The 26454-nt window shown below is 62.3% G+C and carries 21 protein-coding genes; 6 read left to right on the forward strand and 15 right to left on the reverse strand.

Going from position 1 to position 26454, the window contains the following annotated elements:
• Positions 1 to 5: 5 nt before the first annotated feature.
• From BW995_RS04280 to BW995_RS04300, 5 genes are all read right to left on the reverse strand, one after another.
• Complete coding sequence (locus BW995_RS04280; RefSeq protein ID WP_076398987.1) at positions 6 to 1529, reverse strand: thymidine phosphorylase family protein; 1524 nt, start codon at positions 1527 to 1529, stop codon at positions 6 to 8.
• 117 nt (positions 1530 to 1646) lie between these two features.
• The gene (locus BW995_RS04285) at positions 1647 to 3074 is read right to left on the reverse strand and encodes a mannose-1-phosphate guanylyltransferase/mannose-6-phosphate isomerase (protein ID WP_076398988.1); all 1428 of its coding nucleotides are present in this window, start codon (positions 3072 to 3074) and stop codon (positions 1647 to 1649) included.
• Between the two features lie 46 nt (positions 3075 to 3120).
• Positions 3121 to 4074 (reverse strand): GDP-L-fucose synthase, encoded by a 954-nt coding sequence (fcl, locus tag BW995_RS04290; protein ID WP_076398989.1) that lies wholly within the window; start codon positions 4072 to 4074, stop codon positions 3121 to 3123.
• Positions 4071 to 5498 carry a phosphoglucomutase/phosphomannomutase PgmG gene (gene pgmG / locus BW995_RS04295; RefSeq protein WP_076398990.1) on the reverse strand — a complete coding sequence of 476 codons (1428 nt, stop codon included), beginning with the start codon at positions 5496 to 5498 and terminating at the stop codon, positions 4071 to 4073. Before pgmG ends, fcl begins: the two co-directional genes overlap by 4 nt.
• A gap of 188 nt (positions 5499 to 5686) precedes the next feature.
• Positions 5687 to 6031 carry a BolA family protein gene (locus BW995_RS04300; RefSeq protein ID WP_076398991.1) on the reverse strand — a complete coding sequence of 115 codons (345 nt, stop codon included), beginning with the start codon at positions 6029 to 6031 and terminating at the stop codon, positions 5687 to 5689.
• Positions 6032 to 6167: 136 nt separating this feature from the next.
• On the opposite strand from BW995_RS04300, the gene BW995_RS04305 reads away from it, so the two are divergent.
• From BW995_RS04305 to cobT, 3 genes are all read left to right on the forward strand, one after another.
• On the forward strand, positions 6168 to 6824 hold the full coding sequence (locus BW995_RS04305) for a J domain-containing protein (protein ID WP_175616984.1): 657 nt from the start codon (positions 6168 to 6170) through the stop codon (positions 6822 to 6824).
• 136 nt (positions 6825 to 6960) lie between these two features.
• Positions 6961 to 7947: a cobaltochelatase subunit CobS gene (gene cobS / locus BW995_RS04310; protein ID WP_076398992.1), complete on the forward strand. Its 987-nt coding sequence runs from the start codon at positions 6961 to 6963 to the stop codon at positions 7945 to 7947.
• A 69-nt stretch (positions 7948 to 8016) separates the two neighbouring features.
• Positions 8017 to 10107, forward strand: coding sequence for a cobaltochelatase subunit CobT (cobT, locus tag BW995_RS04315; RefSeq protein WP_084194576.1), 2091 nt, complete (start codon positions 8017 to 8019; stop codon positions 10105 to 10107).
• A gap of 22 nt (positions 10108 to 10129) precedes the next feature.
• Here cobT and BW995_RS04320 read toward each other — a convergent pair whose 3' ends face one another.
• The 6 genes from BW995_RS04320 to BW995_RS04345 all read right to left on the reverse strand — a co-directional run bounded on the left by BW995_RS04320 (position 10130) and on the right by BW995_RS04345 (position 15485).
• Entirely contained in the window at positions 10130 to 10900 is a 771-nt protein-coding gene (locus BW995_RS04320) for a glycosyltransferase family 2 protein (RefSeq protein ID WP_076398993.1), read from the reverse strand.
• Positions 10897 to 11811, reverse strand: a complete 915-nt coding sequence (locus tag BW995_RS04325) for a sulfotransferase family protein (RefSeq protein WP_076398994.1) — start codon at positions 11809 to 11811, stop codon at positions 10897 to 10899. Before BW995_RS04325 ends, BW995_RS04320 begins: the two co-directional genes overlap by 4 nt.
• 8 nt (positions 11812 to 11819) lie before the next feature.
• A complete protein-coding gene (locus BW995_RS04330) occupies positions 11820 to 13043 on the reverse strand; it encodes a glycosyltransferase family 4 protein (RefSeq protein ID WP_076398995.1) in 1224 nt (407 codons plus the stop codon).
• 77 nt (positions 13044 to 13120) lie between these two features.
• Positions 13121 to 13894 carry a class I SAM-dependent DNA methyltransferase gene (locus BW995_RS04335; RefSeq protein ID WP_076398996.1) on the reverse strand — a complete coding sequence of 258 codons (774 nt, stop codon included), beginning with the start codon at positions 13892 to 13894 and terminating at the stop codon, positions 13121 to 13123.
• Positions 13891 to 15063: a DegT/DnrJ/EryC1/StrS family aminotransferase gene (locus tag BW995_RS04340; RefSeq protein ID WP_084194578.1), complete on the reverse strand. Its 1173-nt coding sequence runs from the start codon at positions 15061 to 15063 to the stop codon at positions 13891 to 13893. Before BW995_RS04340 ends, BW995_RS04335 begins: the two co-directional genes overlap by 4 nt.
• Positions 15060 to 15485 (reverse strand): cupin domain-containing protein, encoded by a 426-nt coding sequence (locus tag BW995_RS04345; protein WP_139332758.1) that lies wholly within the window; start codon positions 15483 to 15485, stop codon positions 15060 to 15062. Before BW995_RS04345 ends, BW995_RS04340 begins: the two co-directional genes overlap by 4 nt.
• An 809-nt stretch (positions 15486 to 16294) precedes the next feature.
• Here BW995_RS04345 and BW995_RS04350 point away from each other — a divergent pair.
• Both BW995_RS04350 and BW995_RS04355 read left to right on the forward strand, forming a co-directional pair.
• Positions 16295 to 17062, forward strand: a complete 768-nt coding sequence (locus BW995_RS04350) for a cytidylyltransferase domain-containing protein (RefSeq protein WP_076399588.1) — start codon at positions 16295 to 16297, stop codon at positions 17060 to 17062.
• Positions 17063 to 17065: 3 nt separating this feature from the next.
• A complete protein-coding gene (locus BW995_RS04355; protein WP_217696046.1) occupies positions 17066 to 18280 on the forward strand; it encodes a DegT/DnrJ/EryC1/StrS family aminotransferase in 1215 nt (404 codons plus the stop codon).
• 173 nt (positions 18281 to 18453) lie between these two features.
• Here BW995_RS04355 and dnaJ read toward each other — a convergent pair whose 3' ends face one another.
• Both dnaJ and dnaK read right to left on the reverse strand, forming a co-directional pair.
• On the reverse strand, positions 18454 to 19611 hold the full coding sequence (dnaJ, locus tag BW995_RS04360) for a molecular chaperone DnaJ (RefSeq protein ID WP_076398998.1): 1158 nt from the start codon (positions 19609 to 19611) through the stop codon (positions 18454 to 18456).
• Positions 19612 to 19785: 174 nt separating this feature from the next.
• Entirely contained in the window at positions 19786 to 21696 is a 1911-nt protein-coding gene (gene dnaK / locus BW995_RS04365) for a molecular chaperone DnaK (RefSeq protein ID WP_076398999.1), read from the reverse strand.
• A gap of 503 nt (positions 21697 to 22199) precedes the next feature.
• On the opposite strand from dnaK, the gene BW995_RS04370 reads away from it, so the two are divergent.
• On the forward strand, positions 22200 to 22922 hold the full coding sequence (locus BW995_RS04370) for a hypothetical protein (RefSeq protein ID WP_076399000.1): 723 nt from the start codon (positions 22200 to 22202) through the stop codon (positions 22920 to 22922).
• A gap of 175 nt (positions 22923 to 23097) precedes the next feature.
• On the opposite strand, the gene BW995_RS04375 is transcribed toward BW995_RS04370, so the two are convergent.
• Together BW995_RS04375 and BW995_RS04380 are read right to left on the reverse strand one after the other, a co-directional pair.
• Positions 23098 to 24930: a phosphoenolpyruvate carboxykinase (GTP) gene (locus tag BW995_RS04375; protein WP_076399001.1), complete on the reverse strand. Its 1833-nt coding sequence runs from the start codon at positions 24928 to 24930 to the stop codon at positions 23098 to 23100.
• 594 nt (positions 24931 to 25524) lie between these two features.
• Positions 25525 to 26340 (reverse strand): HugZ family pyridoxamine 5'-phosphate oxidase, encoded by an 816-nt coding sequence (locus BW995_RS04380; protein WP_076399002.1) that lies wholly within the window; start codon positions 26338 to 26340, stop codon positions 25525 to 25527.
• Positions 26341 to 26454 lie beyond the last annotated feature (114 nt).

The raw sequence follows: 26454 nt of genomic DNA on the forward strand, positions 1-26454 counted from the left end.
CCCCCTCAGCCCAGACCGATGCCGATGTTTTCGTCTGCTGCCTGCGAGGCGAACCCGAAATCCGCCGAGCGGCAGGCATGGATACGGTAAAGCAGATCGCCCTTGCGCACCACCTGCCCAACGCGGGTGAACAGGTCAATCCCGGCACCCTTGTCCATCGGGCAGCCTGCCAGACGGGCAATGTGGTTCATCTGGGCGCAGTCGATCACCACCACCGTCCCGTCAGCGGGGGCGTAAATGTCGCGGGTCAGGCTGCCGAGCTGGCACGGTTCGGGCGCGGCCCCTTGCGCGGCAATGATCGCCTCCATCTTGGCCAGTGCCCGGCCATCGCGCAGGATTTCGCGCGCCAAGGCCTGTCCCTGACCGCCGGGAACTGCCGGATCAAAGTCGAGAATCCGCCCGGCCAGCATGATCGATTTTTCTTCCAGGTCCAGCGGCCGGTCCGGCTCCTGCCGCAGCACCTGCATCACGTCGCGGGCTTCCAGCACCGGGCCGATGCCGCGCCCGATTGGCTGGTGACCATCGGTAATGACGATATCCAGCGTCAACCCCAGCGCCGTGCCGACATATTCGAACATTTTGCGCAGACGCACCGCCTCGACCTGGCTTTTGACCTTTGCCTGCGGTCCCATCGGAATGTCGATCAGCAGATGGGTGGAGCCAGCGGCGACCTTTTTCGACAGGATCGAGGCCACCATCTGCTCTTGCGTATCAATCCCCAGAGGCCGTTCGACCGAGATCATGATGTCGTCGGCAGGGGCCATCTTCATATGCCCCCCCCACACCAGAAAACCGCTTTCGCTGTGGATCAGCCGCCGCATCGCCGCCATGTCGAGGTTGACGTTGCACAGAACCTCCATCGTGTCGGCAGTCCCGGCGGGCGAGGTGATGGCGCGCGAACTGGTTTTCGGCATCGCCAAACCGTGGGCGGCAATGATCGGTACCACCACCATGGTGGTGCGGTTGCCGGGAATACCGCCGATACAATGCTTGTCAACCACCACCTCGCGCTGCCAGTCCAGCCGGGTGCCGACTGCCACCATCGCTTTGGTCAGCGCCAGCACTTCTTCGGTGGTCATAAAGGCAGCGGCAGCGACCAGAAAGGCGGCCAGCTCCATCCGCGAATAGCGGTGGTTGGAAATGTCTTCGACAATCGACTGGTAATCCTGTGCCGTCAGCACCGCACCATTGATCTTTTGGCGCACTGCCGACAGGCTGCGCGGCGGCGGGGCAGGCTCGATGGTGACGTCGCAGCCTTCCTCCAGTCCCAGACGGTCAAAGGCTTCGGTGGACAGCCCCAGTTCGTTGGCGCCGATCAGCGCCGGGCAACTGGCCTCAGCCGCCGGTTCTTCGATCAGGTTCAGCGTCGCCAACAGATGCCGCCGCCGCCCGCTGACCTCGATCTTGGTCAGCGCCCGCAACCCTTCCGCCTGATACAGCGGGCAGTCCCGCCGCAGGAACGCAACGTTTTCGGAATGGGTATCAATCGGGACGCGGCGAACCTTCAGGGGAATCTGCGAGGGGGACATCCGGCACTCTCTGTTGCGGGCAAAAAACAGGATCAGCAGAAGATCATGAAATGGCCCATAAAAACAGCCCCCTGCGATGGCATGGCACCGCAGGGGGCTGTTCGGCTCAGGCGAATGTCAGCAGCGACCGTAGGTATCTTCCAGCCGGACGATATCATCCTCGCCCAGATAGCTGCCCGATTGCACTTCGATCAGGCGCAAGGGGACACAGCCGGGGTTTTCCAGCCGGTGGATGGTCCCGGCGGAGATATAGGTGGACTCGTTTTCCTGCAGCAGGAAGACCTTTTCGCCACAGGTGACGCGGGCGGTTCCCTCCACCACGATCCAGTGTTCGGCCCGGTGGAAATGGTATTGCAGGCTCAGCGTATGCCCCGGATGGACCATGATCTGCTTCACCTGATAGCGGTCGCCGAGATCAACGGTGCGGTAGCTGCCCCACGGGCGGTAAACGGTGGTGTGGGACAGATGTTCATGCCGACCCTGCGCTTCCAGGGCCTCGACCACCGCCTTGACGCCCTGCGCCCGATCTTTCGAGGTGACCAGAATGGCATCATCGGTGGCGACCACCACCACATCATCCAGACCAACCACCGCCGTCAGCGGCCCCCGTTCCGAACGAACATACGAGCCCTTGACATCAACGGCCATCACATCGCCGAGCAACACGTTGCCGTGCGGGTCTTTCTCGGAAATCTCCCACAGGGCGGGCCAGGCACCGACATCATTCCATGCCATGTCCACCGGCACCACCGCCGCCTTTTGGGTTCGTTCCATTACCGCAACATCCACTGACAGCGACGGAGCCGCCGCAAAAGCCTGCTTGTCGAGGCGGTGGAAATCGAGGTCTTCGGCACTGCCGGTCCACGCTGCCTGTACGGCGGTGACAATCTCCGGAGCCAAAGCGGTCAGTTCCTGCAACAGCTCCTTGGCCGAGAACAGGAAAATCCCGGCATTCCACGAATAGCCGCCATCGGCAAGGAAGCCCTCGGCGGTTTTCCGGTCCGGCTTTTCAACGAACCGCTCCACCGCGTGAACCCCCGGCCACTGCGCCGAGGCTTCACCCGCGCGGATGTAGCCATAGCCGGTTTCCGGCGCGGTGGGGGTAATGCCAAAGGTTACCAGCTTGCCGCCTGCTGCCGCCTGTGCCGCCAGCCCGATCGCCTGATGAAAAGCCTCAAGCTTGCCGATCACATGGTCGGACGGCATCACCAGCATCAGGCCGTCGGGGTCCTTTGCCAGCACCGCCAGCGCCGCCACCGCCACCGCCGGAGCGGTGTTGCGTCCGATCGGCTCCAGAATGATTGACGCCCCCTTCACCCCTTGCAGGCGCAACTGCTCGGCAATGATGAAGCGGTGGGCTTCGTTGCACACCAGAATGGGGGCGGCGAACTCTGGCCCGCAGGTCCGGCGGACGGTTGCGGTCAGCATCGGTTCCTGCTCGGCCAGCGGCAGCAACTGCTTGGGGTACAGGGCGCGCGACATCGGCCACAGGCGGCTGCCAACACCACCAGACAGGATCACCGGGTGAATATGCGGATGGGTCATCGCAACCATTCTTTCGCGTTACGGGGAACGGCGGTGGGGGGGGCTTTTACAGTCTGGCCTCGGCAGCGTTGTCGAGGAACCAGCGGTAGGCCTGCGCCAATCCGTCAGGCAAGGCAATCTTGTGCCGCCAGCCCAACCCATGCAGACGGGCAGAGCTCATCAGCTTGCGCGGGGAGCCATCGGGCTTGCTGTGATCGAACACCAGCTTGCCCTGATAGCCGACCGCCTCTTTCACCGCCTGGGCAAAGGCGGCAATGGTCAGCTCGGCTCCGCTACCAACATTGACGTGCTGTTCGTCGGAATAGGATTTCAGCAGGAAGACACAGGCGTCGGCCATGTCATCGACATGCAGGAATTCACGCAGTGGCGTTCCGGTGCCCCAGACCTCGACCTGTTCAGCGCCGGTATGCCTGGCTTCGTGGAACCGCCGCATCAGGGCTGCCGGGACATGGCTGTGCAGGGGGTGAAAATTATCCCCCGGACCATAGAGGTTGGTGGGCATGGCCGAAATGAAATCACGACCATACTGACGGCGATAGGCCTGACACAGCTTGATCCCGGCGATTTTGGCCACCGCGTACCATTCGTTGGTCGGCTCCAGCGGGCCGGTCAGCAGGGCCTCTTCGGGGATTGGCTGCGGAGCAAGACGGGGATAAATGCACGACGAGCCGAGAAACAGCAGCTTTTGCACCGAACACCGATGGGCCGCATGGATCAGGTTGGCCTCGATCATCAGGTTGTCATAGAGGAAATCAACCGGCAGGGTGTTGTTGGCATTGATGCCGCCGACCTTGGCGGCGGCGACAATCACCACCTCGGGGGCCTGTGCGGCCATCCAGTCATGGACCGCCTGCTGGTTGGTCAGGTCCAGTTCGGACCGGCTGGCGGTCAGGACGGTGCAGCCTTCGCTGGCCAGTCGGCGGACGATGGCGCTGCCCACCATCCCGCGATGCCCGGCAACGAAAACCCGTTTGCCACTCAGGTCGAACACCGTGCTCATGCGTGAATCTCCAGCAGGGCGGCGGGGATCAGGGCCGCGGGCACGGGAAGGCCCGCACTGTGCAACGCCTGTCCGACCACCGCTTCCAGCGCGGCGCAGGTCTCGGCCAGATGCCCGGCGCTGTCGGCTTCGGCGCGGGCGACCAGAACCGCCTGGGTGTTCGACGCCCGCAGCAGCCACCAGCCATCGGCGGTGCGTACCCGCACGCCATCGACTTCCGACAGATCGGCGGCCTGCGCCTTGACGACCGCGCGCACGGCTTCGACCACCGCGAACTTCTTTTCATCCGGGCAGTCAAAGCGCAATTCCGGGGTGTTGATCATCCGGGGCATGCGCGCGGCCCGCTGGGTCAGCGGTTCGGTCATGCGGGCGACGATGCCGAGGAAGCGGACGGCAGCATACAGCGCATCATCAAAGCCATAGTATTTGTCGGCAAAAAAGATATGGCCCGACATTTCCCCGGCCAGCGGCGCACCGGTTTCAGCCATTTTCGTTTTGACCAGAGAATGACCGGTTTTCCACATCAGCGGAGTGCCGCCCATGCGGGCGACTTCGTCAAACAGCCCCTGACTGGCCTTGACGTCGGCAATGATGGTGGCGCCGGGATGGGCGCGCAGCACATCCTCGGCCAGAATTTGCAGGATCTGGTCACCCCACAGAATCCGCCCGCTGCTGTCAACGATGCCGATGCGGTCGCCATCGCCATCAAAGGCAATGCCAAGGTCGGCGTTTTCCTGCCGGACGCGGGCAATCAGGTCTTCCAGTGTATGCGGGTCGGTCGGGTCGGGGTGGTGGTTGGGGAACATCCCGTCGATATCGGCGTACAACAGCACATGGCGGCCGGGCAGTTTGTCCACCAGCAGGCTCATTGCCTCGCCTGCCGCCCCGTTCCCAGCGTCCCACACCACGGTCAGCGGACGGTCGCCGCCGTCCCAGTCCTGTAACAGGCGTTCGACATAGGCGACCAGCATCGGTTGGTCCTCGACGGTGCCCTGTCCCTCGGCAAAGGCTCCGGCGGCAGCAACCGTCCCAAGGTTGGCGATGGCCGGGCCAAAGAACGGCTTGCCCGCCATCATCATTTTGAAGCCGTTATGGGACGGCGGATTGTGCGAGCCGGTGATCATCACCGCCACGTCGGCCTGTCGGGCCTTTTGGGCATAATACAGCATCGGGGTTGGCCCCAGCCCGACCCGCGTCACCGCCAGCCCGCAATCGGCCAGCCCGCGTACGGTGGCGGCTTCCAGCTCCGGGCTGGACAGGCGTCCATCGCGTCCGACGCAGGCCGTTGTGCCGCCATTGGTGCGGCAGACCGTCCCCAGCGCGCGGCCAATGGCATAGGCATCGGCGGCGGACAGCGTTTCACCGATGATGCCACGGATGTCGTATTCACGCAGGATGGTCGGGTGGAATTGATGGCTGGGCACTGGGGCTGTCTCCGTCACCGATGGCCCCGTGAACGGGGGGCTTTGAGCCCCGGAGGTATCGGCGGATATCCCGCAGGGGCAAGACATAAAAAAGCGCTGCGACTGTGCGATATCCGCCCGGTGAAATCAATACAGGTTACAGGGTCGGCCAACAGTGGGGACGGTACCAGAAAGCCGGGGAAACCGTTTTATCGGGCGGCGTTGGCTTCTTCGCCGGTCAGCGTCTTCAGCGCCAGCGCGTGGATGCGCTCGCGCAGCTCGTCCTGCAACAGGTCATAGACCATCCGCTGCCGGGCCACGCGCGATTGCCCGGCAAAGTGGTCGGAGACGATGGTGACGGTGAAATGGGTTTCCCCCAACCCGTCGGTCGGGGCATGGCCATGGGTCGGATTACCGGCATCCTTCAGGGCGGCGATGCGGTCGGCATGACCGGCATGGCGGTGCGAGTCATCGACAATCGTCAACGACAGCGGGGCCAGTGCCGCCGTAAGTTTGCGTTCGATACGCTGATAATAGGTTTCAGAGGGGCTCATGGACAGTCTCACGGCTGGAAACGGAAAGGCAGAGACGGTAAGGTGCCTCACGCCGGGCTTTGCTGGCTACCCCATAAATCTTCGTCCCCCAATGCCGCGATTGCCTTTGCGGTGTGCCGCCCCCATAGTTTCCGTCATGGCTTACCGTCGTTCACCACCGTCTTCGGCCTTTGATCCCTTCGGCATTGCCAGCAAAAAGCGGCAGGCACAGGAGGCCCCCCGCCACGCCTGCGCGTCCCCCGGCTGCGACCAGCCCGGCGAGTATCGCGCCCCCACCGACCGCCGCCTTGCCGACTACAAGTGGCTGTGTCTGGAGCACATCCGCGAGCATAACCAGAAGTGGAATTTCTACGAAGGCATGTCGCAGGAACAGCTGGAAGAGGAAATCCGCAAGGATAGCTGCTGGCAGCGCCCGACGTGGAAGCTGGGGGCGCTGGGTGCTCAGGGGCCGGGCAGTCAGGCATGGAACGAGCATGTGCGCGATGATCTGGGCATTTTCGACCGTGACCGCCGCCAGGCCGAGGCAGACCGCCGCCGCCGCCGCGATGACGCCGAACGGCAGGCCCGGCAGCAGGCCCGCCAGCGCCGTTCCGGGGGCGAAACCATCGAGGAAAAGGCCCTGCGCATCCTCGATATCGAGCCACCGTTTACCCGTGAAACCCTGCGGGCGCGTTACCTGTTGCTGGTGAAGAAAAACCATCCCGATGTCAATCACGGCGACCCGCTGGCCGAAGAGCGGCTGAAAGACATCAACGAAGCCTACAAAATTCTGCTGAAAGCGGTAAACACTTGAGGAAATACCGCCTCTCTGCCTAGAGTCTGTCGAGGAAAACAGCTTTTGCCTGACCCGCAGGGGAATTTTTCCCGCTCGGACATGCCTCATCCCTGTTGCCCCGTGCTGTAACGGGAAGAAAAAGGAAGACGATCTTATGGTTGCCGGCGAACACTCCCTGGATATGCCCGACGTCACCGTCTCTGTCCGCGATGTCTTTGGAATTGACTCGGACATGCAGGTTCCGGCCTTCAGCGAAAGCTCGGATCATGTGCCAGAGGCCGATCCCACCTATCGCTTTGACCGCGACACCACACTGGCCATTCTGGCGGGCTTTGCCTTTAACCGCCGGGTGATGATCCAGGGCTATCACGGTACCGGAAAATCGACCCACGTCGAACAGGTCGCCTCACGCCTGAACTGGCCGTGCATCCGCGTCAACCTCGACAGCCATGTCAGCCGTATCGACCTGATCGGCAAGGATGCCATCGTCCTGCGCGAGGGTCAGCAGGTGACCGAATTCCGCGAAGGCATCCTGCCGTGGGCCCTGCAGCGCCCCTGCGCGATGGTGTTCGACGAATACGATGCCGGTCGCCCGGACGTGATGTTCGTCATTCAGCGCGTGCTGGAAGTCGAAGGCAAGCTGACCCTGCTCGACCAGAACAAGGTGATCCGCCCGCACAAGGCATTCCGCCTGTTTGCCACCGCCAACACCATTGGTCTGGGTGACACCACCGGCCTGTATCACGGCACGCAACAGATCAACCAGGGCCAGATGGACCGCTGGAACATCGTCACCACCCTCAACTACCTCGAGCACGACGCCGAAGTCGATATCGTCGCCCGCAAGCGGCCCGAGTTCAACAGCGAAGCCGGTCGCAAGACCCTGTCGGCGATGGTGCAGGTGGCCGACCTGACCCGCGCCGGATTCATTGCCGGGGATATCTCGACGGTGATGAGCCCGCGGTCTGTGATCACCTGGGCGGAAAATTCCACCATTTTCGGGGGCGATTTGTCCTATGCCTTCCGCGTCAGCTTCCTCAACAAGTGCGATGAAACCGAACGCCCGATCGTGGCCGAGTATTATCAGCGCTGCATGGGGACCGAGCTGCCGGAATCGGCACTGCGGGCGGTGATGCCGTAAGCGGCATCTCCTCCCCCTGTTCCGGGCCGTTTGTCCGTCCTGTCTGTCGTCTTGCTCAGGAAGCAGTCCATGGCTGATCCCAAGTCTTCATCGTCCTCTCCGCTGCCGCCGACGGCCAGCGGCACGCCCTCTGGCGTGGCCCGCCCGGTGTCGGGGGCTCCGGCTGGAGGGGCGCGGGTCAGCCATGTCGGCGGTCGGTCGGATATCGGCATGAAACGCGGCCCGGCCCACCATCTGCCCGCCCCGCATCCCGGTGCGGCGGCGCGCGAGGCGGTGTCGCGTCTGGTTGGTGGCGAAGTTCCGATGGAGGCGTTCAAGCGGGCCAATGGTGCCTCGGTGCGGGCGATTGCCGGGCGGGCCGACATGCTGGTCGGTTATAGCCCGATGCCCAACGCCCAAGGCGGGGCGATTGTCGGCAATCAGGTCCGCCTGCCGCTGCCGCCGACCCGGCCCGAGCCGGAGCATCTGGCCCGCATGCGCGGCACCGGTGACGCGCTGGCCCTGCGCCTGCGTCACCACAGCCAGCGGGTTCACCTGCGCCGCCTGCCCAACAGCCCGGAAGCGCGCGAGGTCTATAACGCCCTCGAACAGGCCCGCGTCGAAGGGCTGGGGGCGCGACGGATGGCTGGCGTCGGCAAGAACATCGCCGAAGCGGTCGAATTCCGTCTGCGCTCGGAAGGCTATGATCAGGTCAGTGATGCCGCCACCGTGCCGATGCAGGAAATCCTGCGGCTGGCGGCACACCAGCGTTTTGGCGGATTCCCCGCCGGGGCGACCGAACAGCACCTGCTGGATTTGTGCGCCCCGCTGATTTCCCGCTGTGCGCCGTTCATCGACCGGCTGGCTGAACGGCTGGACGACCAAAGCGCCTTTGCCGACGTTCTGCGCCAGTTGATTGCCGATCTGGACATTGAACTGGACGACCTGCCCGAACAGCAGCAGGACGAGCAAAGCGACGACGATCAGGCCAGCGACCAGAGCCAGCAGCAGGACGGCGAGCAGGACGAGCAAGAACCAGACGACAGTCAGGGCGGCAGCGACAGCGGCGGCGAGCAGCAGGAAAGCACCAGCGGGGCCAGTGACAGCGACGGCGCCAAGCAGTCCGGCGAGCAGGAAAGCCAGATGGCCGCCCCCGGTGCGTCCAGCGAGGAACCGGCGGGCGACAGCACCGCCCAGGCTCCGGCGATGGGCCACAACAGCACCGCCCAGTCGGTCTATCACGCCTATACCCGCGCCCATGACCAGATCCGCGACGCCGCCGACCTGTGCGACCCGGAAGAACTGGCCCGCCTGCGCTTTCAGCTCGATCAGCAGTTGTCGCACCTGCAAGGGGTGGTCACCCGGCTGGCCAACCGCCTGCAACGCCGCCTGATGGCCAAGCAGATGCGCTCGTGGGACTTTGACCTTGAAGAAGGCATCCTTGATGCCGCCCGTCTGGCCCGCATCGTTGCCAATCCGGCGCTGTCGCTGTCCTACAAGCAGGAAAAGGACACCACCTTCCGCGATACGGTGGTAACGCTGCTGATCGACAATTCCGGCTCGATGCGCGGCCGTCCGATCACCGTCGCCGCCATGAGCGCCGACATTCTGGCCCGCACGCTGGAACGCTGTGGGGTGAAGGTGGAAATCCTCGGCTTTACCACCAGCCAGTGGAAGGGCGGCAAGTCGCGCGAAGACTGGATGCGGGAAGGCAAGCCGGAAAACCCCGGCCGCCTGAACGACCTGCGCCACATCATCTACAAGGCCGCCGACATGCCGTGGCGGCGGGTGCGCAAGAACCTCGGCCTGATGCTGAAGGAAGGCATCCTGAAGGAAAACATCGACGGCGAAGCCCTGCTGTGGGCGCATGAGCGTCTGATTTCCCGCACCGAACAGCGCCGCATCCTGATGGTGATTTCCGACGGCGCGCCGGTCGATGACAGCACCCTGTCGGTCAATACCGGCAACTATCTGGAAAGCCATCTGCGGGCGGTGATCGAATGGATCGAAACCCGCAGCCCGGTTGACCTGCTGGCGATTGGCATCGGCCACGATGTCACCCGCTATTACCGGCGGGCGGTCACCATCATGGACGCCGAAGAACTGGGGGGAACGGTGCTGAAGCAGCTGACCGCCCTGTTCGACGAGGAAGACCGCCGCCGGGCCGCTGGCCGGTGGTAGCAGTGCTCCACGTCCCTGTTCATCACCCCTTCAGGGCTTCAATCCTGCCCCGAATGATCATTTTGACGCGGGCGACCCAATAGGCCCAGCCGACCTGTAAACGGGACAGGTGCAGATTGCGCTGGCGGGCCTGTTGGGCTTCGCGCAGGGCCTGGGTCTGCTGGCTGGCCCCGCCGATCCGCACCCGGGCCAGCGGAGTGGCGATGAAGGATGCCCGCACCTGCGGACCGACCCGCAGGAGGAAGTCATAGTCCGCCGCGCTGCGGAACGCGATGTCAAAGGCACCGTGCTGCTCAAACAGGCGGCGGTGGTGCAGGGTGCCCGGATGGCCAATGTTCATCCACCGCTGCATTTTCTGCCAGTCCCATGGCTCGGCGATGGTGCGCACGATCCGGCTGTCGTCTTCGTTGACCCAATGGATGGTCCCGACGATCATGGTGATCTCCGGGGCCGCCGCCTGCGCCGCCTGACGGCAGCGGGCCAAAGCCCCCGGCAGGTAATAGTCGTCCGCCCCCATGAAGGCAATCCAGTCGCCTCTGGCTACGGCAACACCCTTATTCCAGGCGTCATAAATCCCGCGATCCGGCTCGCTGATCAGCACCGAGACCACATCCTGCGCCGCCTGCGCCAGCGCGATGGTATCGTCTTGTGATCCGCCATCGACGATGATCCATTCGATACCGTCGCGATCCTGCGCCCGCATCGAGGCAATCAGGTCGCCCAGATACTTTCCGGCGTTAAAGGTCGAGGTGATGATCGAGACAAGAGGGGGGCTGGCTGTTGGGGCGCTCATCGGGTGGTCGCTTTCCAGTCGCGAAGATCCCAGCCTGTCAGCTCTTCGACGCGGGCGAGGTCATCGGACAGGCGGGTGATGATCGACTCTCGCTCTTCCGCCGTCAGGGTGGCTTTGGTCAGCGAGCGGTCAAGAATCGCCCTGATTTTCCGGCGCAGCCCGGTGGGGGCCAGAACGCGGCCGATTTTGGCCATTTGCTCGATGTGGCGAAAGGCAAAGGCCGCCAGCGGATTGGACGGCACCCCCGAAATGTTGACGGTGCGCTTGGGGGCCAGTTGCTGGCGGGCAAAGTCGGGATCGACGCCAACGAACTGATAGACCTCGCGCAGACTGTTTTCGCGGTCGCGCAGATAGTGGTCATGGCGGATCACCAGCACGTTGTCCCGCCCAAAGGTGGCAAAATAGCGTTCCAGCACCGGAGCATAATGGCTTTGGCCCAGATAGGACCAGAATTCTCCCCACTGGGCGGCCTCCCGCTCCGGCTCCAGCGCAATGGCCTTCAGGAAGGATGGCTCCGGCTCGCAGCCAATCAGGCGGGCGTGCAGGAACTGCGAGAACGCCCGCGCTGCCGGGTCGCGCAGCATGATGATGATCTTCACCGTGCCGAGGGTAGCATGGATATGGCCGGGGGTGCGGGGGTCGGCGAAATAGGACGGACAAATCTCGCCAATCGCCTGTTCACCACGGACCCCGGCAAACAGCGCCTTGTACTTGTCGAGGCTGTCAATCTCCATCGGCGGCGGCGTGCCCGGACCATTCCACGGCAGGCCATCAAAGGCCAGACGGAAGAAATGCGTCTCCTTGACCGGCGTTACAAAAACGTCCGGATGGGCGGTCATGTCCTCGTGCAGTGCGGTGGTGCCGGTTTTGGGGGCGCCGACACAAATGAAGTTTGGCAAGGATGACATCATGGTCCCTCTCAGGCCTGCCAGCGGCGCCGCTTGAGGGCGTAGGCATCGAAAATGGTCGCCAGCTTTTGCGTATAAAGCTGTTCGGTCAGCGGCGCGGTCAGGGCATGACCGGCGGCCTTGAGGCGCTCTGCGCAGGCCGGATCGTCCAGCAGCGTGTGCAGGTGCCCGGCCAGACTGAGCGGATCGTTCAGGTCACAGTACAGCGCTGCCTCCCCCATCTGGGCGCGGAAAGTCGGCTGATCGGCATAGATCACCGGGCAGCCCAGCAGGGCGGCTTCGATCGGCGGCAGGTTGGTCGGGCCGAAATAGCTCGGCATCACCAGCGCCCGCGCCCCGTCATAGAGCGCCGGAATTTCCCCGTCATCGACAAAGCCCAGAAAGAACACCTGATCGGCGATGCCAAGCTGGCGGGCATAGTCCTGCAGATAGGCCTTGTTGCCCTTGTCGCCACCACTTAAGGCCGCCGCGAGGCGGATGCCGTGGCGGGCTTTCAGCTCGGCCAGCGCCTCGAACAGGTAGACATGGTTTTTGTGCGCCCACATCTGGGCCGGATAGAACACATAATCTGCGGGCAGGCCGTATTTCTCGCGCACCGCCTGCGGCGATGAGGTCCGTTCCCCGGCGGCGTACTGGCGGACACCAGCAGACGGCAGAAAGGGAATGACGTGAACCCGCGGGCGGTCAACGCCGTACCAACCGGCAATCTTGTCGGCCCCGATCCCGGAATCGGCGATCACCGCAATCGCCTTGGGCAGAACAGCCTTCAGAACCTGTTCCCGCCGTTCAAATTCGCGGTTTTCAAACACTTCCGGGAATTCCGGGTGATCCCGATGGCACAGGTCCCACACGGTGAACACATACGGATGCCGCGCCAGCCGCAGCGGCGTGGCCGAGCGGGCATTGAAGAAGGCAATGTCAATCTTCAGGGCCTCAAGACGCAGATCGAGGCTCTGGCCGAGCTGTTTCAGGCCCAGACGCCGTCCAAGCCGCACCAGTTGTGCGCTGCGCGGCATCAGTCCGCCCAGCGTATCGGTAAAGCGGGTCCACGGGCCATCGGCGTACAGATGGGCCTCGATCCCCCGTTCCTGCAGCCGGGCAATGTTTTCCGCCACCGGGGTCAGCACCACCGCGCTGTGGTCAGGCAGGGATTGCAGGGCGCGGACCATCGACAGGGTTTGCTGAAATGCCCCTCCCGAACCGAGGGCGTTTTCCACAAAAACAGCAATCCGCATGGTATCCCGGTCCTTTATGTGATGGCCGACAGGCACCGTCCCTGCCCGATGGAAACGCAGGGACGGAAAAGGAAAAATCAGACGGCAACAGCCACCAGATAGGCCCCCAGCGCCCCCGCCTGCGGCGGGCCGCCGGTCAGCCATTCGCCGTGCTCGACCACCTTGAAGCCGTGGCGGGCAAGGTGGTGTTCGAGGAAATCCGGGTCGAAATAGCGCATCGGATGTTCTTCGTGCCAGCGGTGGACGGTCCCCGAGCTTTTCTCGGTCGCCGTCACATGGAAATTGACCCGCACCAGATCGTTGTCTTTTTCCCACACCGGCTCGGTCAGGCGATGGACGCGCCAGGCATCGTTTTCGGCTTCCCGCTCCCGACGCTCGACGCCATCGCGCCGGATGGCCTCTGCGTACCAGTAATCAAACAGGAACGGTGCCCCTGTGGGCAGGTGGTGGCGGACACGGGCCATTCCGGCCTCCAGACCCTCGGTGGCGGTCAGGTAGCTGAACACATGGAACAGGGCCGCTGCGGCATCGAACGTTTGCGACAGCGCGAAGGTCCGCACATCCCCTTGCGAAAAGGCAACCGCCGACGCGGTGGGCAGGTCCTGCCCCCGCTCGCGGGCCAGCGCCACCATCTTGTCGGACAGGTCAACGCCCTGCACGCGGACGCCGTGCCCGGCCATCAGGTGGGCGTGCCGCCCGGTGCCACAGCCGATATCAAGCACCGTCCGCAACGGTGCCGGGCTGGCCGCCTGCAAGCGGTCGAGGACAAAGGCCGCTTCGGCGGTATAGTCCTTGCTGCCGTACAGCAGGTCATAGACTGCCACGTATTCGCGGGAAAAAGTGCCGCTCATTTCAGGACCTGCCGCACCACAGCCGCCACCCGTCGCATCTGGATTTCAGTCACCCCGACGCCCGAGGGAACGTAGAACCCCCGACGGGCGATCCGCTCGGCCACCGGGCAGGAGACGCCCTCGAACAGGCCCATCTTGCGGAACACCGGCTGTTCGTTCATCGGCCAGAAGAACGGACGGGTACCGATCTTGTGGTCGGCCAGAACCGCCATCGCCGCCTTGGCGTCCATCTCCATGCTGTCATCAAGGATCAGCGAAAAGACCCAGTACAGACCCTCGGCATAGTTGGTGCCGGTCAGCGGAATCTGCACACCGGGCAGGTCGGCCAGCAGGTCGGTATAGACCCGGCCAATCTCCCGCTTGCGGGCGACGGTCTGTTCCAGCTTTTCCACCTGCGCCAGCCCAAGGGCGGCCTGCATGTTGGTCAGGCGGTAATTCCAGCCGATTTCATCGTGAATGAACCGCTGGCGATTGTTGAAGCACAGGTTGCGCAGGCTGCGGCAGCGTTCGGCCAGCTCGGGATCATCGGTCATCACCATTCCGCCTTCGCCCGAGGTCACCAGTTTGTTCGGGTAAAAGCTGAAGGTGCTGAGGTGGCCAAAGCTGCCGCACGGGCGACCCTTGTAGGTCTGGCCGTGCATTTCGGCAGCGTCTTCGATCACCGCCAGCCCGTGGCGTTCGGCCAGCGCCAGAATCGGGTCCATGTCCACCGGCAGGCCATAGATATGGACCACCATCAAGGCTTTGGTGCGCGGGGTAATCGCCGCTGCGTAATGGTCTGCGGTGCTGTTCAGGGTCAGCGGATCGCAATCGACCACCACCGGCGTAGCCCCGGCGCGCACAATGGCAGCAGCGCACGAGATGATGGTGAACGACGGCAGGATAACCTCATCGCCGGGGCCCAGCCGCAAGGCCGCCACCGCAATGTCGAGGGCCGCCGAGCCATTGGCGACACCGACGCCATATCGCCGGTTGACCTTTGCGGCCATCGCGGCTTCGAATCGTTCGACGAACGGACCTTCGGATGAAATCCAGCCGGTATCGATACAGTCGAGCAGATAGGCCCGCTCGTTTCCGTCCAGCAGTGGCTCGTTCACCGGGATGGGGCCAACGGCGTCCAGCGACAGCGCAGGATCAAAAACGGCAGGAACAGCAAGGGCAGAGGTCATTCTTTCACCTGATCGGCAGAGATACCGCGAAAACGGGTCTTGTCAGCGTCGCCGGCATACGGCCCTTGCTTGATTTCGAACATTTCGATTTCTTCAAGCACCTCGAACCCGTGGCCACCGGTCACCAGCAGGATGACATCACCGGCTTCCAGGGTTCGACTGTAAAGATAGCTCTGGGCGCCGTCATAAAAATCAACCCGCATTTTCCCTTTGCGCAGGACCAGCACCTCCTGCGTCAGATGGACTTCGCGCGGGACCGGATTATGCACATGCGGTTCGATGATTTTGCCGTCCGGGTGCTGCATGTAGGCAATCTGTTGTGACAGCGCCGGATCGGTAAAAAAGGAAATGCCTGGCTTGGCGTAGGATGCCCTGATGATGAGGGCCAACAGTTCGCCGCCATGCTCGATATGCTCTATCATCCGTCCCACTCTGGCTTTGGTTGCGCCGGTCCCGCGAGGCATTCCGGGAGGGGCGCAGTATGTCCCGCGCAGAGCGCTCCGTCCAGCGACGTTTACCCGGCCAAAGCCCCAATGGCGTGGAGAATTTGCCGATCATTCACGGTGTCGCGGCTCATCCGTCAGGAGAGCAGGCTGCGTTTATGAGAATGCCTGATGGTCGCAGGTCATTCTGTGGATAACCTTGTGCACAAAGGGGGGCTGCAGCCTCTGGGAAGTTTGTGGGCGACTCGCGACTCTTGCTGTGGATAACTTTTCCGCACCTTGAGTCTCCGAGTCGCCCGGAGGAATCCCTCCGTGCTGGTCAGGCTTTGGAGCCGAGTTCTGATGGAAGAATTAAATACTCTATAATCAACACATTGATATGAATTCAGTAGGGAATCCCTCCCTGTGTTCCGGGCAATCAACGGCCTTGAAAGTTTTCCACAAAATCTGTGGATAAGTATGTTCAAAAGAATGGGACGAAAGTGGGAAGACCGCTGCGACTCGCTGGTTTTATCAGGGGGGATAAGCTCGTGCACCCCTTTGCTGCTCTTCCACGCAGCGGGCTTCCCGCCCCCGACCACACAGGGTCGCCCAAAACCGGAACCACTTTTGCGCTGATGGCTCTAAAAACGGAGAGCGTTTCGCTCAGTGTGAAAACGCTCATGGAAAAACCGGGCCATGTTGCTGCGGTTCACAAAGTGCTGCGGTTCTTGTTGAAGGCCCCCTGCGGGAAGAGTAACGTTCTGAAATTCTGTATCTATAAGACGCACAGACAGGGGCAAAACACTGTGACCGTGACGGCAATCATTCAGGCTCGCATGGGCTCCACCCGGCTTCCGGGCAAGACGCTAATGGATCTGGCAGGCAAAGCGGTGGTGATGCATCTGGTGGATCGGGCCAAAGCCGCCCGCCTCATTGACCGGGTGATTGTCGCCACCTCTACCGCCGCCGCCGATGATGTGCTGGAACAGGCGCTGCATGCGGCAGGGGTTCTGGTCTATCGCGGCTCGGAACATGATGTCCTGAACCGTTATGCGCAGGCCACCCGCACCCTGATCCCGCAGGACGAATGGGAAACGGGCGCGGTGGTGCGCCTGACCGCTGACGATCCGCTGAAGGACCCGGTGGTGATGGACGCCACCATTGCCGCCTTCCTCGCCGAGCCGGGCCGCTGGGATTATGTGTGCAACAACCAGCCGCCGTGGCTCCCCGAAGGTCAGGACACCGAAGTAGTCGCCATCCCGGCCCTGCTGGCCGCGGATGATGCTTCTGACGATGCCTATGAGCGTGAGCACGCAACACCTTATCTCTATCGCCACCCGGAACGGTTCCGCTGTCACAGCGTGCATGGCACCCCCGATCTGTCAGCCTGCCGCTGGACCCTTGATACCGCCGAAGACATGGCGTTCTTCCAGGCCGTCTTTGCTGAATTTCCTGATGATCCGATGCCCGGCATGGACAAGGTGCTGGCGCTGCTGGAGCAAAAACCTGAAATCGCAGCCCTGAATTCCGAGGTTGCGCGTTCCGCCCTTTATCGTACCGAAACAGGTGAATGACCGATGTTTTCCTATCCTGCTCCTGAAAAGCGTGTCATCGAGCGCGTCTCGGCCCTGGAACACCGCTATGTCACCCAGTGTCTGGACTATGGCTTTGAGACCTCGAAGGGGTCCGAGTTCTGCACCCGCCTCGAAAAGTCGTTCGCCGAGCGTCTGGGGATGGAATTTGCCATCTCGTTCATGAATGGCACCGCCACCATGCACGCCGCGCTGGAAGCCGCGGGCGTCGGTCCGGGCGACGAAGTGATCGTGCCGCCGCTCACCATGTCCTCGACCACCTTTGTGGTGTTGCAGGCCCATGCCGTGCCGGTATTTGCCGACGTGGACCCGGATACCTTCCAGATTGACCCGGCCAGCATCCGCGAACGCGTCACCGAACGCACCAAGGCGATCATTCCGGTGGCCCTGTACGGCCTGTCGCCGGACATGGATGCGATCATGCAGATCGCCAAGGAACACAATCTGGTGGTGATCGAAGACGACGCCGAAGCGATCACCAACACCTACAAGGGTCGCCAGATCGGCACCATGGGGCACATGTCGAGCTTCAGCTTCCAGAGCTCGAAGCACCTGACCGCAGGCGAAGGCGGGATGATCGTCACCAATGACGAAACCCTTGCCAACAACGTGCGTCGCTTCAACAGCCTCGGCTATGCCGGTGTCGGGTCGCGCAAGGGCAAGATCACCAAGAACGACATTCAGGACCCGAACTATTCCCGCCATGTGTCGGTCGGTTTCAACTACCGGATGGCCGAACTGTGCGCAGCGGTGGCTCTGGCCCAGCTCGAGCGGATCGACGAACTGGTGCAGCGCCGCATTGACGTCGGCCACCTGTTCCTGGAAGCGGTCAAGGGATGCGACTGGTTCGTCCCGCAAAAGACTCCGGCGGATTGCACCAACAGCTACTGGACCTTTGTCGCCAAGCTGGAGCACACCGGCGTCAGCTGGCACCAGTTCCGCGATGCCTTCCTGGCCAATGGCGGGGATGGCGTCTATGCGGCGTGGAAGCTGAGCTATCTGGAGCCGATGTTTGCCAACGGCTGCCCGGTCACTCATCCGGCCTACACCGGCACCTACCAGAACTTTGCGCCGGGCCTGTGCCCGAATGCCGAGCTGGTGCAGCCGAAGATCTTCCAGTTCAAGACCAATTACTGGAACTGGGATGATGCGGAAAAGCAGGCTGAAATCCTGTACAAGACCATCCGCCAGTTTTCTTGACGAGGGAAGCAAGGGCGTGGAGCGCTGCTCCACACCTCGCCGGGGCCTTGAGGCCCCGGCGAGGTGTGGGCGGCAGCCCACTCTTGTTTCCCCGCTGTCGTGTACACGGCTCTAAGCTTTTGTTCTGTCGCATTGTTTATGCGAAAACCGGTTCCCACTTTTCGCACAATGCTCTAGTCGGTCAGATCGTCCCAGAAATCCTTCACCCGACGGAAAAAGCCGCTGCTCTCAGGGCTTTGTTCCTTTTCGGATGACGAACCAGCGGCTTCAAACTGCCGCAGCAGGTCTTCCTGTTCTTTGGTCAGGTTGACCGGGGTTTCCACCATCGCCGTGATGTACATGTCCCCGCGTGCCTGCGACCGCAGGACGCTCATGCCCTTTTCGCGCAGACGGAACTGGTTGCCTGACTGGGTTCCCGGCGGGATGGTCACCTTGGTGCGGCTACCATCAATGCACGGCACTTCGATGACCCCACCCAGAGCGGCGGTGACCATCGGGATCGGCACCTTGAACTGAATATTGGCACCATCGCGCTGGAAAATCCGGTGCGGCTTGATCGACAGGAAAATGTACAGGTCGCCCGCTGGCGCTCCGCGCAGACCGGCTTCGCCCTCGCCGGACAGGCGGATACGGGTGCCTTCTTCGACGCCCGCCGGAATGCGGACTTCGAGGGTCTTTTCCTTTTGGGTCCGTCCGGTGCCCGAACAGGCCCCGCAGGGGTCCTTGATCACCCGCCCCTGACCCTGACAGGTCGGGCAGGTGCGTTCGATGGTGAAAAAGCCCTGCTGCGCCCGCACCCGGCCACTGCCATGACAGGTTCCGCAAACCGTCGGCGCACTGCCGTCCTTCGCGCCGCTGCCGTGGCAGCTGTCGCACGAGGCGGTGGTGGGGATGGTGATGGTGGCGGTTTTGCCGAGGAAGGCTTCTTCGAGGGTAATGCCCAGATTATAGCGCAGGTCCGAACCACGCATGTTCGCCGAACCACCAGCGCCACCGCCACCCCGGCCGCCCATGAAGTCCCCGAACATCTGGTCAAAGATGTCGGCAAAGCCGCCGCCAAAGTCAAAGCCACCCCGACCGGCACCGCCGCCACCCATGCCACCGTTGAAGGCGTCGTGTCCAAAGCGGTCGTATGCGGCGCGCTTGTCGTCGTCCTTCAGGATTTCATAGGCTTCGTTGATTTCCTTGAACTTGCTTTCGGCTTCCTTGTCCCCCGGATTGCGGTCCGGGTGGTACTTCATCGCCAGTGTGCGATATGCCTTTTTCAGATCGTCCTTGGTCGCTCCTTTCGAAACGCCCAGAACGTCGTAATAGTCCTGCTTGCTGCTCATGGTTCCGGTCCGCAAAAAGAAGCCATCCCCAACCGATGCGCCCCGCTGGAAAAGCTGTCAGGACAGCTCCGGCCAAAAGGAACAACACGCTGGGGACGGCTTTGTTCGTGACTGACCAAAAGGCGAGGCCGGTTATCCGGCCCCGCGCTCCTCTGGCCTGCCGACATTAGCGGCTTAACGGCCACCCTTCTTGTCGTCGACTTCTTCGAAGTCGGCATCGACCACACCGTCATCGGCGGTCGAAGCGCCAGCCGAGGCACCAGCGGCAGCGCCGTCGGCGTCGTTGGCCTGGTACATTGCTTCACCGAGCTTCATCGACGACTGCATCAGGGCATCGGTCTTCGACTTGATCAGCGCGGCATCGCCGCTGTCCAGCACGTCCTTCAGGGCCTGCATGTCGGACTCGATCTGGCCCTTGACGTCGGCAGACACCTTGTCGCCGTGTTCCTTGAGGGTCTTTTCGGTCTGGTGCAGCAGGCCATCGGCGTGGTTGCGGGCTTCGACCGCTTCACGACGCGACTTGTCGGCGCTGGCGTTGGCTTCGGCTTCCTTGACCATCCGGTCGATGTCGCCGTCGCTGAGGCCGCCCGAGGCCTGAATGCGGATGGTCTGTTCCTTGCCGGTGGCCTTGTCCTTGGCCGACACGTTGACGATGCCGTTGGCGTCGATGTCAAAGGTGACTTCGATCTGCGGCACGCCGCGCGGAGCCGGAGGAATGCCCATCAGGTCGAACTGGCCGAGCGACTTGTTGTCGGCAGCCATTTCGCGTTCCCCCTGGAACACGCGGATGGTGACGGCGGTCTGGTTGTCGTCGGCGGTCGAGAAGGTCTGCGACTTGCGGGTCGGGATGGTGGTGTTGCGGTCGATCAGGCGGGTGAACACGCCGCCCAGGGTTTCAATCCCCAGCGACAGCGGGGTCACGTCGAGCAGCAGCACGTCCTTGACGTCGCCCTTCAGCACGCCGCCCTGAATGGCCGCACCCAGTGCCACCACTTCGTCGGGGTTCACGCCCTGGTGCGGGTCGCGGTTGAAGAACTGCTTCACCACTTCCTTGACCTTCGGCATGCGGGTCATGCCACCGACCAGGATCACTTCGTCGATGTCGCTCTGCTTGACACCGGCATCGGCCAGCGCCTTGCGGCAGGGTTCGATGGTGCGCTGGATCAGGTCTTCGACCAGCGATTCCAGCTTGGCGCGGGTCATCTTGACGTTCAGGTGCTTCGGACCGGTCTGGTCAGCGGTGATGAACGGCAGGTTGACGTCGGTTTCCTTCGAGCTGGACAGCTCGATCTTGGCCTTTTCGGCGGCTTCCTTCAGGCGCTGCAGGGCCAGACGGTCGGCACGCAGGTCGATGCCCTGTTCCTTTTTGAACTCGTCGGCAAGATATTCGATGATGCGGGCATCAAAGTCTTCACCACCGAGGAAGGTGTCGCCGTTGGTGGACTTCACTTCGAACACGCCGTCGCCGATTTCGAGAATCGACACGTCAAAGGTACCGCCGCCAAGGTCATAGACCGCGATGATACCCGAGTTCTTCTTGTCCATGCCATAGGCCAGAGCGGCGGCCGTCGGCTCGTTGATGATGCGCAGGACGTTCAGACCGGCGATCTTGCCGGCATCCTTGGTCGCCTGACGCTGGCTGTCATTAAAGTACGCCGGAACGGTGATCACCGCATCGGTGACGGTCTCACCGAGGAAGGCTTCGGCGGTTTCCTTCATCTTCATCAGAATGAAGGCCGACACCTGGCTGGGGGCGTACTTTTCGCCACGGGCGTTCACCCAGGCATCGCCGTTTTCGCCTTCGATAATCTTGTAGGGAACCAGACCCTGATCCTTTTTGACGGCAGCGTCAGAGAAACGACGGCCGATCAGGCGCTTGATGGCGAACAGGGTGTTTTCCGGGTTGGTCACGGCCTGACGCTTGGCCGGCTGGCCCACCAGACGCTCCCCGGAGTCGCTGAACGCGACCATCGACGGGGTGGTGCGGGCGCCTTCGGCGTTTTCCACAACACGGGGGTCCTTGCCATCCATGATGGCGATGCAGGAGTTGGTCGTCCCGAGGTCGATACCAATGACCTTACTCATCATACTCACCTTTTGTTGCGGCAGAAGTCCGTGGCCCACGCAGGCGCCCCCGGTCTTCCCCTGGGGTTGTCGTTCACTACTCGCTCGTCCGGGGTGACCATCATGCCTTCAGCCGACAGGCCGCACAGGCAGAGGTCACAAGCACCACGGAAACGGCTTGAACGGTGCCAGATATAAGGACCGTTTTTCCGGCTTGCAACAGGATGCGTCGCCAGCCCGACCTGTTTCACGCGGAAAATCCTGTTCCCGGTGCGGCTGGAACAGTACCCAACCGCACAGCGGGCGGACAAGGGGAAAACCGCAGGAAACGGTGAAAATTCCCCCCATCCAGTGGTCAGGGCGCGGCTTTTCCGGCATACTGACGATCGCTTGAGAAAGCAGGGTGATTCTAGGAAGTTTTTAACTTCCCGGCCTTAAACTGACCGGCGGAGTCCCGGAACCGGGGGTCCCGGAATGGGAGTGCCCCTGGAGAAGTCAGGGCAAGAACGGAGACCAGCGACGCTATGAGCCTCGATTTCCAGAATAGCAATGCGATGGTGTCCGCGGTTCGACCGGCTGCCCGCGCGCGCAGAACGTCGAAAACCTCCCGTGTTCGCTCAAGGGATCAGGAAGACTGGGATTTTGCCGGACTTCTGGCCGGACAGACGGTCGAGGAAGAGGCCATTCCCGAGGTTCTGCGCGGCGTTCCCGGTTTGGGGCTCAACCTGCCGCTCGACCCGTCGGTGTTCATGCAGCAGCTCTATGGCCGCGAATTTGATCCGCTGACCGGGCGGGTCAATCATGGCGTGTTCTTGCAGCAAACGCAGGACAAAACGGCGCAACTGGCCTCTGACCTGCAACAGGCGCTGACCGGCCTGGGGGCAGACCCGGAAACACCGGTGCCCCTGATGGTCGATGAGCTGGGCAATGTGGTGGTCGATGATGACAGCACCCCCCACGCCGAGCAGATCAACGCCCTGTTTGCCGACAATTTTGATTTGTCCCAGAGCTATCGCGATGTGTCACAGGCCCATCACTGGGCGGCCCTGACCGAAATCGGCAGTGCCTATGTCGAGGCATGGTATGGCACCGAGGATTTCGACATTCGGGATGACATTACCGACCAGTTCCGCGACATCTTTGACAGTCTGGCGGAAACTGCATCGCACATGAGCTATGGCAATGGGGCACTGGACAGTAAATCCGTTTCCATGGCGCTGCAGTCGCTGGAAGCCCTCGCCCAATAACGTGGGGCGCGAAAAGCAGGCACCGGTTTTGCGCAAAATCACAGGACACGACGGTCAGGAAACAATGAAAGGGGCGCTGCCATGACTGGCAGCGCCCCTTTCATTGACAGCCTGTACCGTTTCCGGAGAGCGTTTTCACACTGAGCAAAAACGCTCTCCGTTTTTCGTGCCGCGATCAGGCAGCGTTGCCGCGTTCGATCAGTTCCCACACATCGGCAGTCCGCTCCAGACGAGCGATCAGCATCAGGCGGTGCAGCTCCAGCTCCTTCGGCAGCTTGTCGCCGAACTTGCCGAACAGGTTGGTCTGGTCTTCGGCTTCGGCCATTGCCGCGTCCTTGTAGACCTTCATGATTTCGTCGAACTTTTCCTTCGGGAAATCAAGGCCCGACCAGTGCAGGTCAGAGTAGTTCGGCATCCAGCCAATCGGGCTTTCGACGGCATGGGCACGACCCTTGCAGCGATCAACGATCCACTTCAGGGCGCGCATGTTGTCACCAAAGCCCGGCCAGACGAACTTGCCGTTTTCGTCCTTGCGGAACCAGTTGACGCGGAACACGCGCGGCGGCTCGGGGAGCTTGCGGCCCAGATCCAGCCAGTGGCTCCAGTAGTCGCCCATGTTGTAGCCGCAGAACGGCAGCATGGCCATCGGGTCGCGGCGCATGGCGGCCTGATTGACGGCAGCGGCGGTGGCTTCCGAACCCATGGTGGCGGCGAGGTAGACGCCATGGCTCCAGTTATAGGCCTGGAACACCAGCGGGAAGTTCTTGGACACGCGACCGCCGAAGATGAAGGCCGAAATCGGCACGCCCTTCGGGTTTTCCCATTCCGGGTCGATCGACGGAACCTGCGAGGCCGGAGCGGTAAAGCGCGAGTTCGGGTGAGCGGCGGCGGTCCCCGAAGCCGGGGTCCAGTCGTTGCCCTTCCAGTCGATCAGGTGCGCCGGGGCTTCGTCGGTCAGGCCTTCCCACCACACGTCGCCATCGTCGGTCAGCGCGACGTTGGTGAAGATGCAGTTGGCGTTCAGCGAGGCAATGGCGTTCGGGTTCGACTTGACATTGGTGCCGGGGGCAACACCGAACAGGCCGTATTCCGGGTTGATGGCATGCAGGATGCCGTTTTCGTCCGGCTTGATCCACGCGATGTCGTCACCGATGGTGGTGATTTCCCAGCCGTCAAAGCCCTTGGGCGGGATCAGCATGGCAAAGTTGGTCTTGCCGCAGGCCGACGGGAAGGCGGCACCGACATAGGTCTTTTCGCCTTCGGGGGACTTCACGCCGAGGATCAGCATGTGTTCGGCCAGCCAGCCTTCGTCGCGCGCCATCACCGAGGCGATACGCAGGGCGAAGCACTTCTTGCCCAGCAGGGCGTTCCCGCCGTAACCCGAGCCATAGGACCAGATTTCACGGGTTTCCGGGAAGTGGGTGATGTACTTGGTGTCGCTGCACGGCCAGGCGACATCCTTTTCGCCAGCGGCCAGCGGCTTGCCGACCGAATGGACGCAGGGGACGAACTCGCCATCGCCCAGCACGTCCAGCACAGCCTGACCCATACGGGTCATGATGCGCATGTTGACGGCGACATAGGGGCTGTCAGAGATTTCAACGCCGATATGGGCGATTTTGGACCCCAGCGGCCCCATCGAGAACGGCACCACATACATGGTGCGGCCCGCCATGCAGCCATCGTACAGGCCGGTCAGGATGGTGCGCATTTCAGCGGGAGCCATCCAGTTGTTGGTCGGGCCGGCATCTTCTTCTTTTTCAGAGCAGATGAAGGTGCGGTCTTCGACGCGCGCCACGTCCGACGGGTCCGAGCGGCACAGATAGCTGTTGGCGCGCTTTTCGGCGTTCAGACGGATAAAGGTCCCCGCGTCCACCATCTCCTGGCACAGACGGTCGTATTCTTCCTGCGAGCCATCGCACCAGTGAATGCTGGCGGGCTTGCAGAGCTTGGCGATCTCGTCGACCCAGGCCAGAAGCTTGGCGTTCTTGGTAGGGGCTGCGGTCATCAGTGGTTCTCCAATGGACGTTTCGGCGCCATGGGATGACCTGCCTGGTATCCCCTCCGTGCAGGCCATGGGCGCCGATTCCTCGGTCAGTCGGTGTGAAAAACGGCGATGGAATCAACGAACGTGGCGGCTATGAGGAATTCAGGAGATGGCAACAGCGTGGGTTGGCGGCACAGCAACACCCTTCCTGGCACGGCCATGGCACTGGCCGGTCGGTGGGTCGGCTGGCGGCATAAACCCCACTGCGTCACCAAATGGACTCCTGCGTCGCGTCGTCAGCCTGTGGTGCGTCGGCACCCCAGGCAAAGAATGGACGATTCCGGCCTGGGCCGGGTGGCTCAGGGCGAGAACCGGTCTCTCCCACGGGGGAAAATATAGGCTGTCTGCCCCTCTCGCAACCGCTTGTTCGTGGTTGGCTGGGCCAATTTGTAATTATTGCACTGCATCAACGCACAGAGTGCGCTTTTTGCGCAGATGAAGCATTTTTATTGCGGCGCAAAAGAGTAAATTAGAACGTATGTTCAGTAATCCATCCTGCCCGGCAATACTGTGTGTGCGCTGCAATAAAAGAGGACGCCTTGAAAAAGAACGATTTCATGTCCTGTTCAGGGCTTGCTCCACAGCGATCCGCTGCCCTTGTTGGGCCAGGCTGCCCAAACATTCAGCCAACTCTTGGCGGCTGCTCACACTTTCGGCAAAAGGCAACCAGACCGGAACGGCAGCACCGCCCTCGCCATCCCGCAGCAACACCCCGTCACAATCGATCGCCACCACCTGCCAGCGACTGTCTTCAACCGACAGGTCCAGCCCCGAGGTCATCACCAGAGCATAGGCAATGGCGCTCTGCTGATCCTGATCAAAGCCCTGCAACACCTCCATACCACCATCGGCGATGGTGCTGGCGCATTCGGCCACAGACAGCCAGTCATTGCCCAGCCAGACAGCGCGGGCAAAGCCACCCACGTAATGGGCTTCGGTGACCTCCATCTGCCACAGGGCAAAGTCGCCAAACCCGATATACTGGCTGGCAGCCGGATGGCGGCCGAGGAAGTGGCTCTGCAATGCCGGATGGCGGGGGTCGTCACGCTCAACCTTCTGCATGGTCCCCAACAGGCTGACCCGCGGGCCGGTCTGCGGATTGGGCAGCCCATGAACCTGACTGACCAGCAGGCAGGCTCGTGGATCATCCCTCAGGGCCTGCGTGTGATCAGCCAGCGATGACAGCAACAGGATCGGGGCGGCCCGTTCATCGGTGGCATAGGTGACCACCGACGCATAGGGAATGGCCTGATTGCCCCGCGACAGGGTGGTGGCGAGGCTGGCGCTGCGCTCTGACCGCACCAACCGTCGAACAATCCGGCGATGACTGTCCGTTGGTGTGATTTGCGGTATTTCCTTACGGCTTTCCATCAGGCAAGCTCTCCTGTATCACCACTCTTCCCCGCCCTGCCGGGGCTCAGACGGAATCGGGCTGAACGCGACCAAACGGAACTATCCTGAGGTTGCGCAGCCACTGCAATGGGC

Source organism: Insolitispirillum peregrinum (assembly GCF_900156605.1).
In the GTDB taxonomy this organism is placed as follows: domain Bacteria; phylum Pseudomonadota; class Alphaproteobacteria; order Rhodospirillales; family Rhodospirillaceae; genus Insolitispirillum; species Insolitispirillum peregrinum.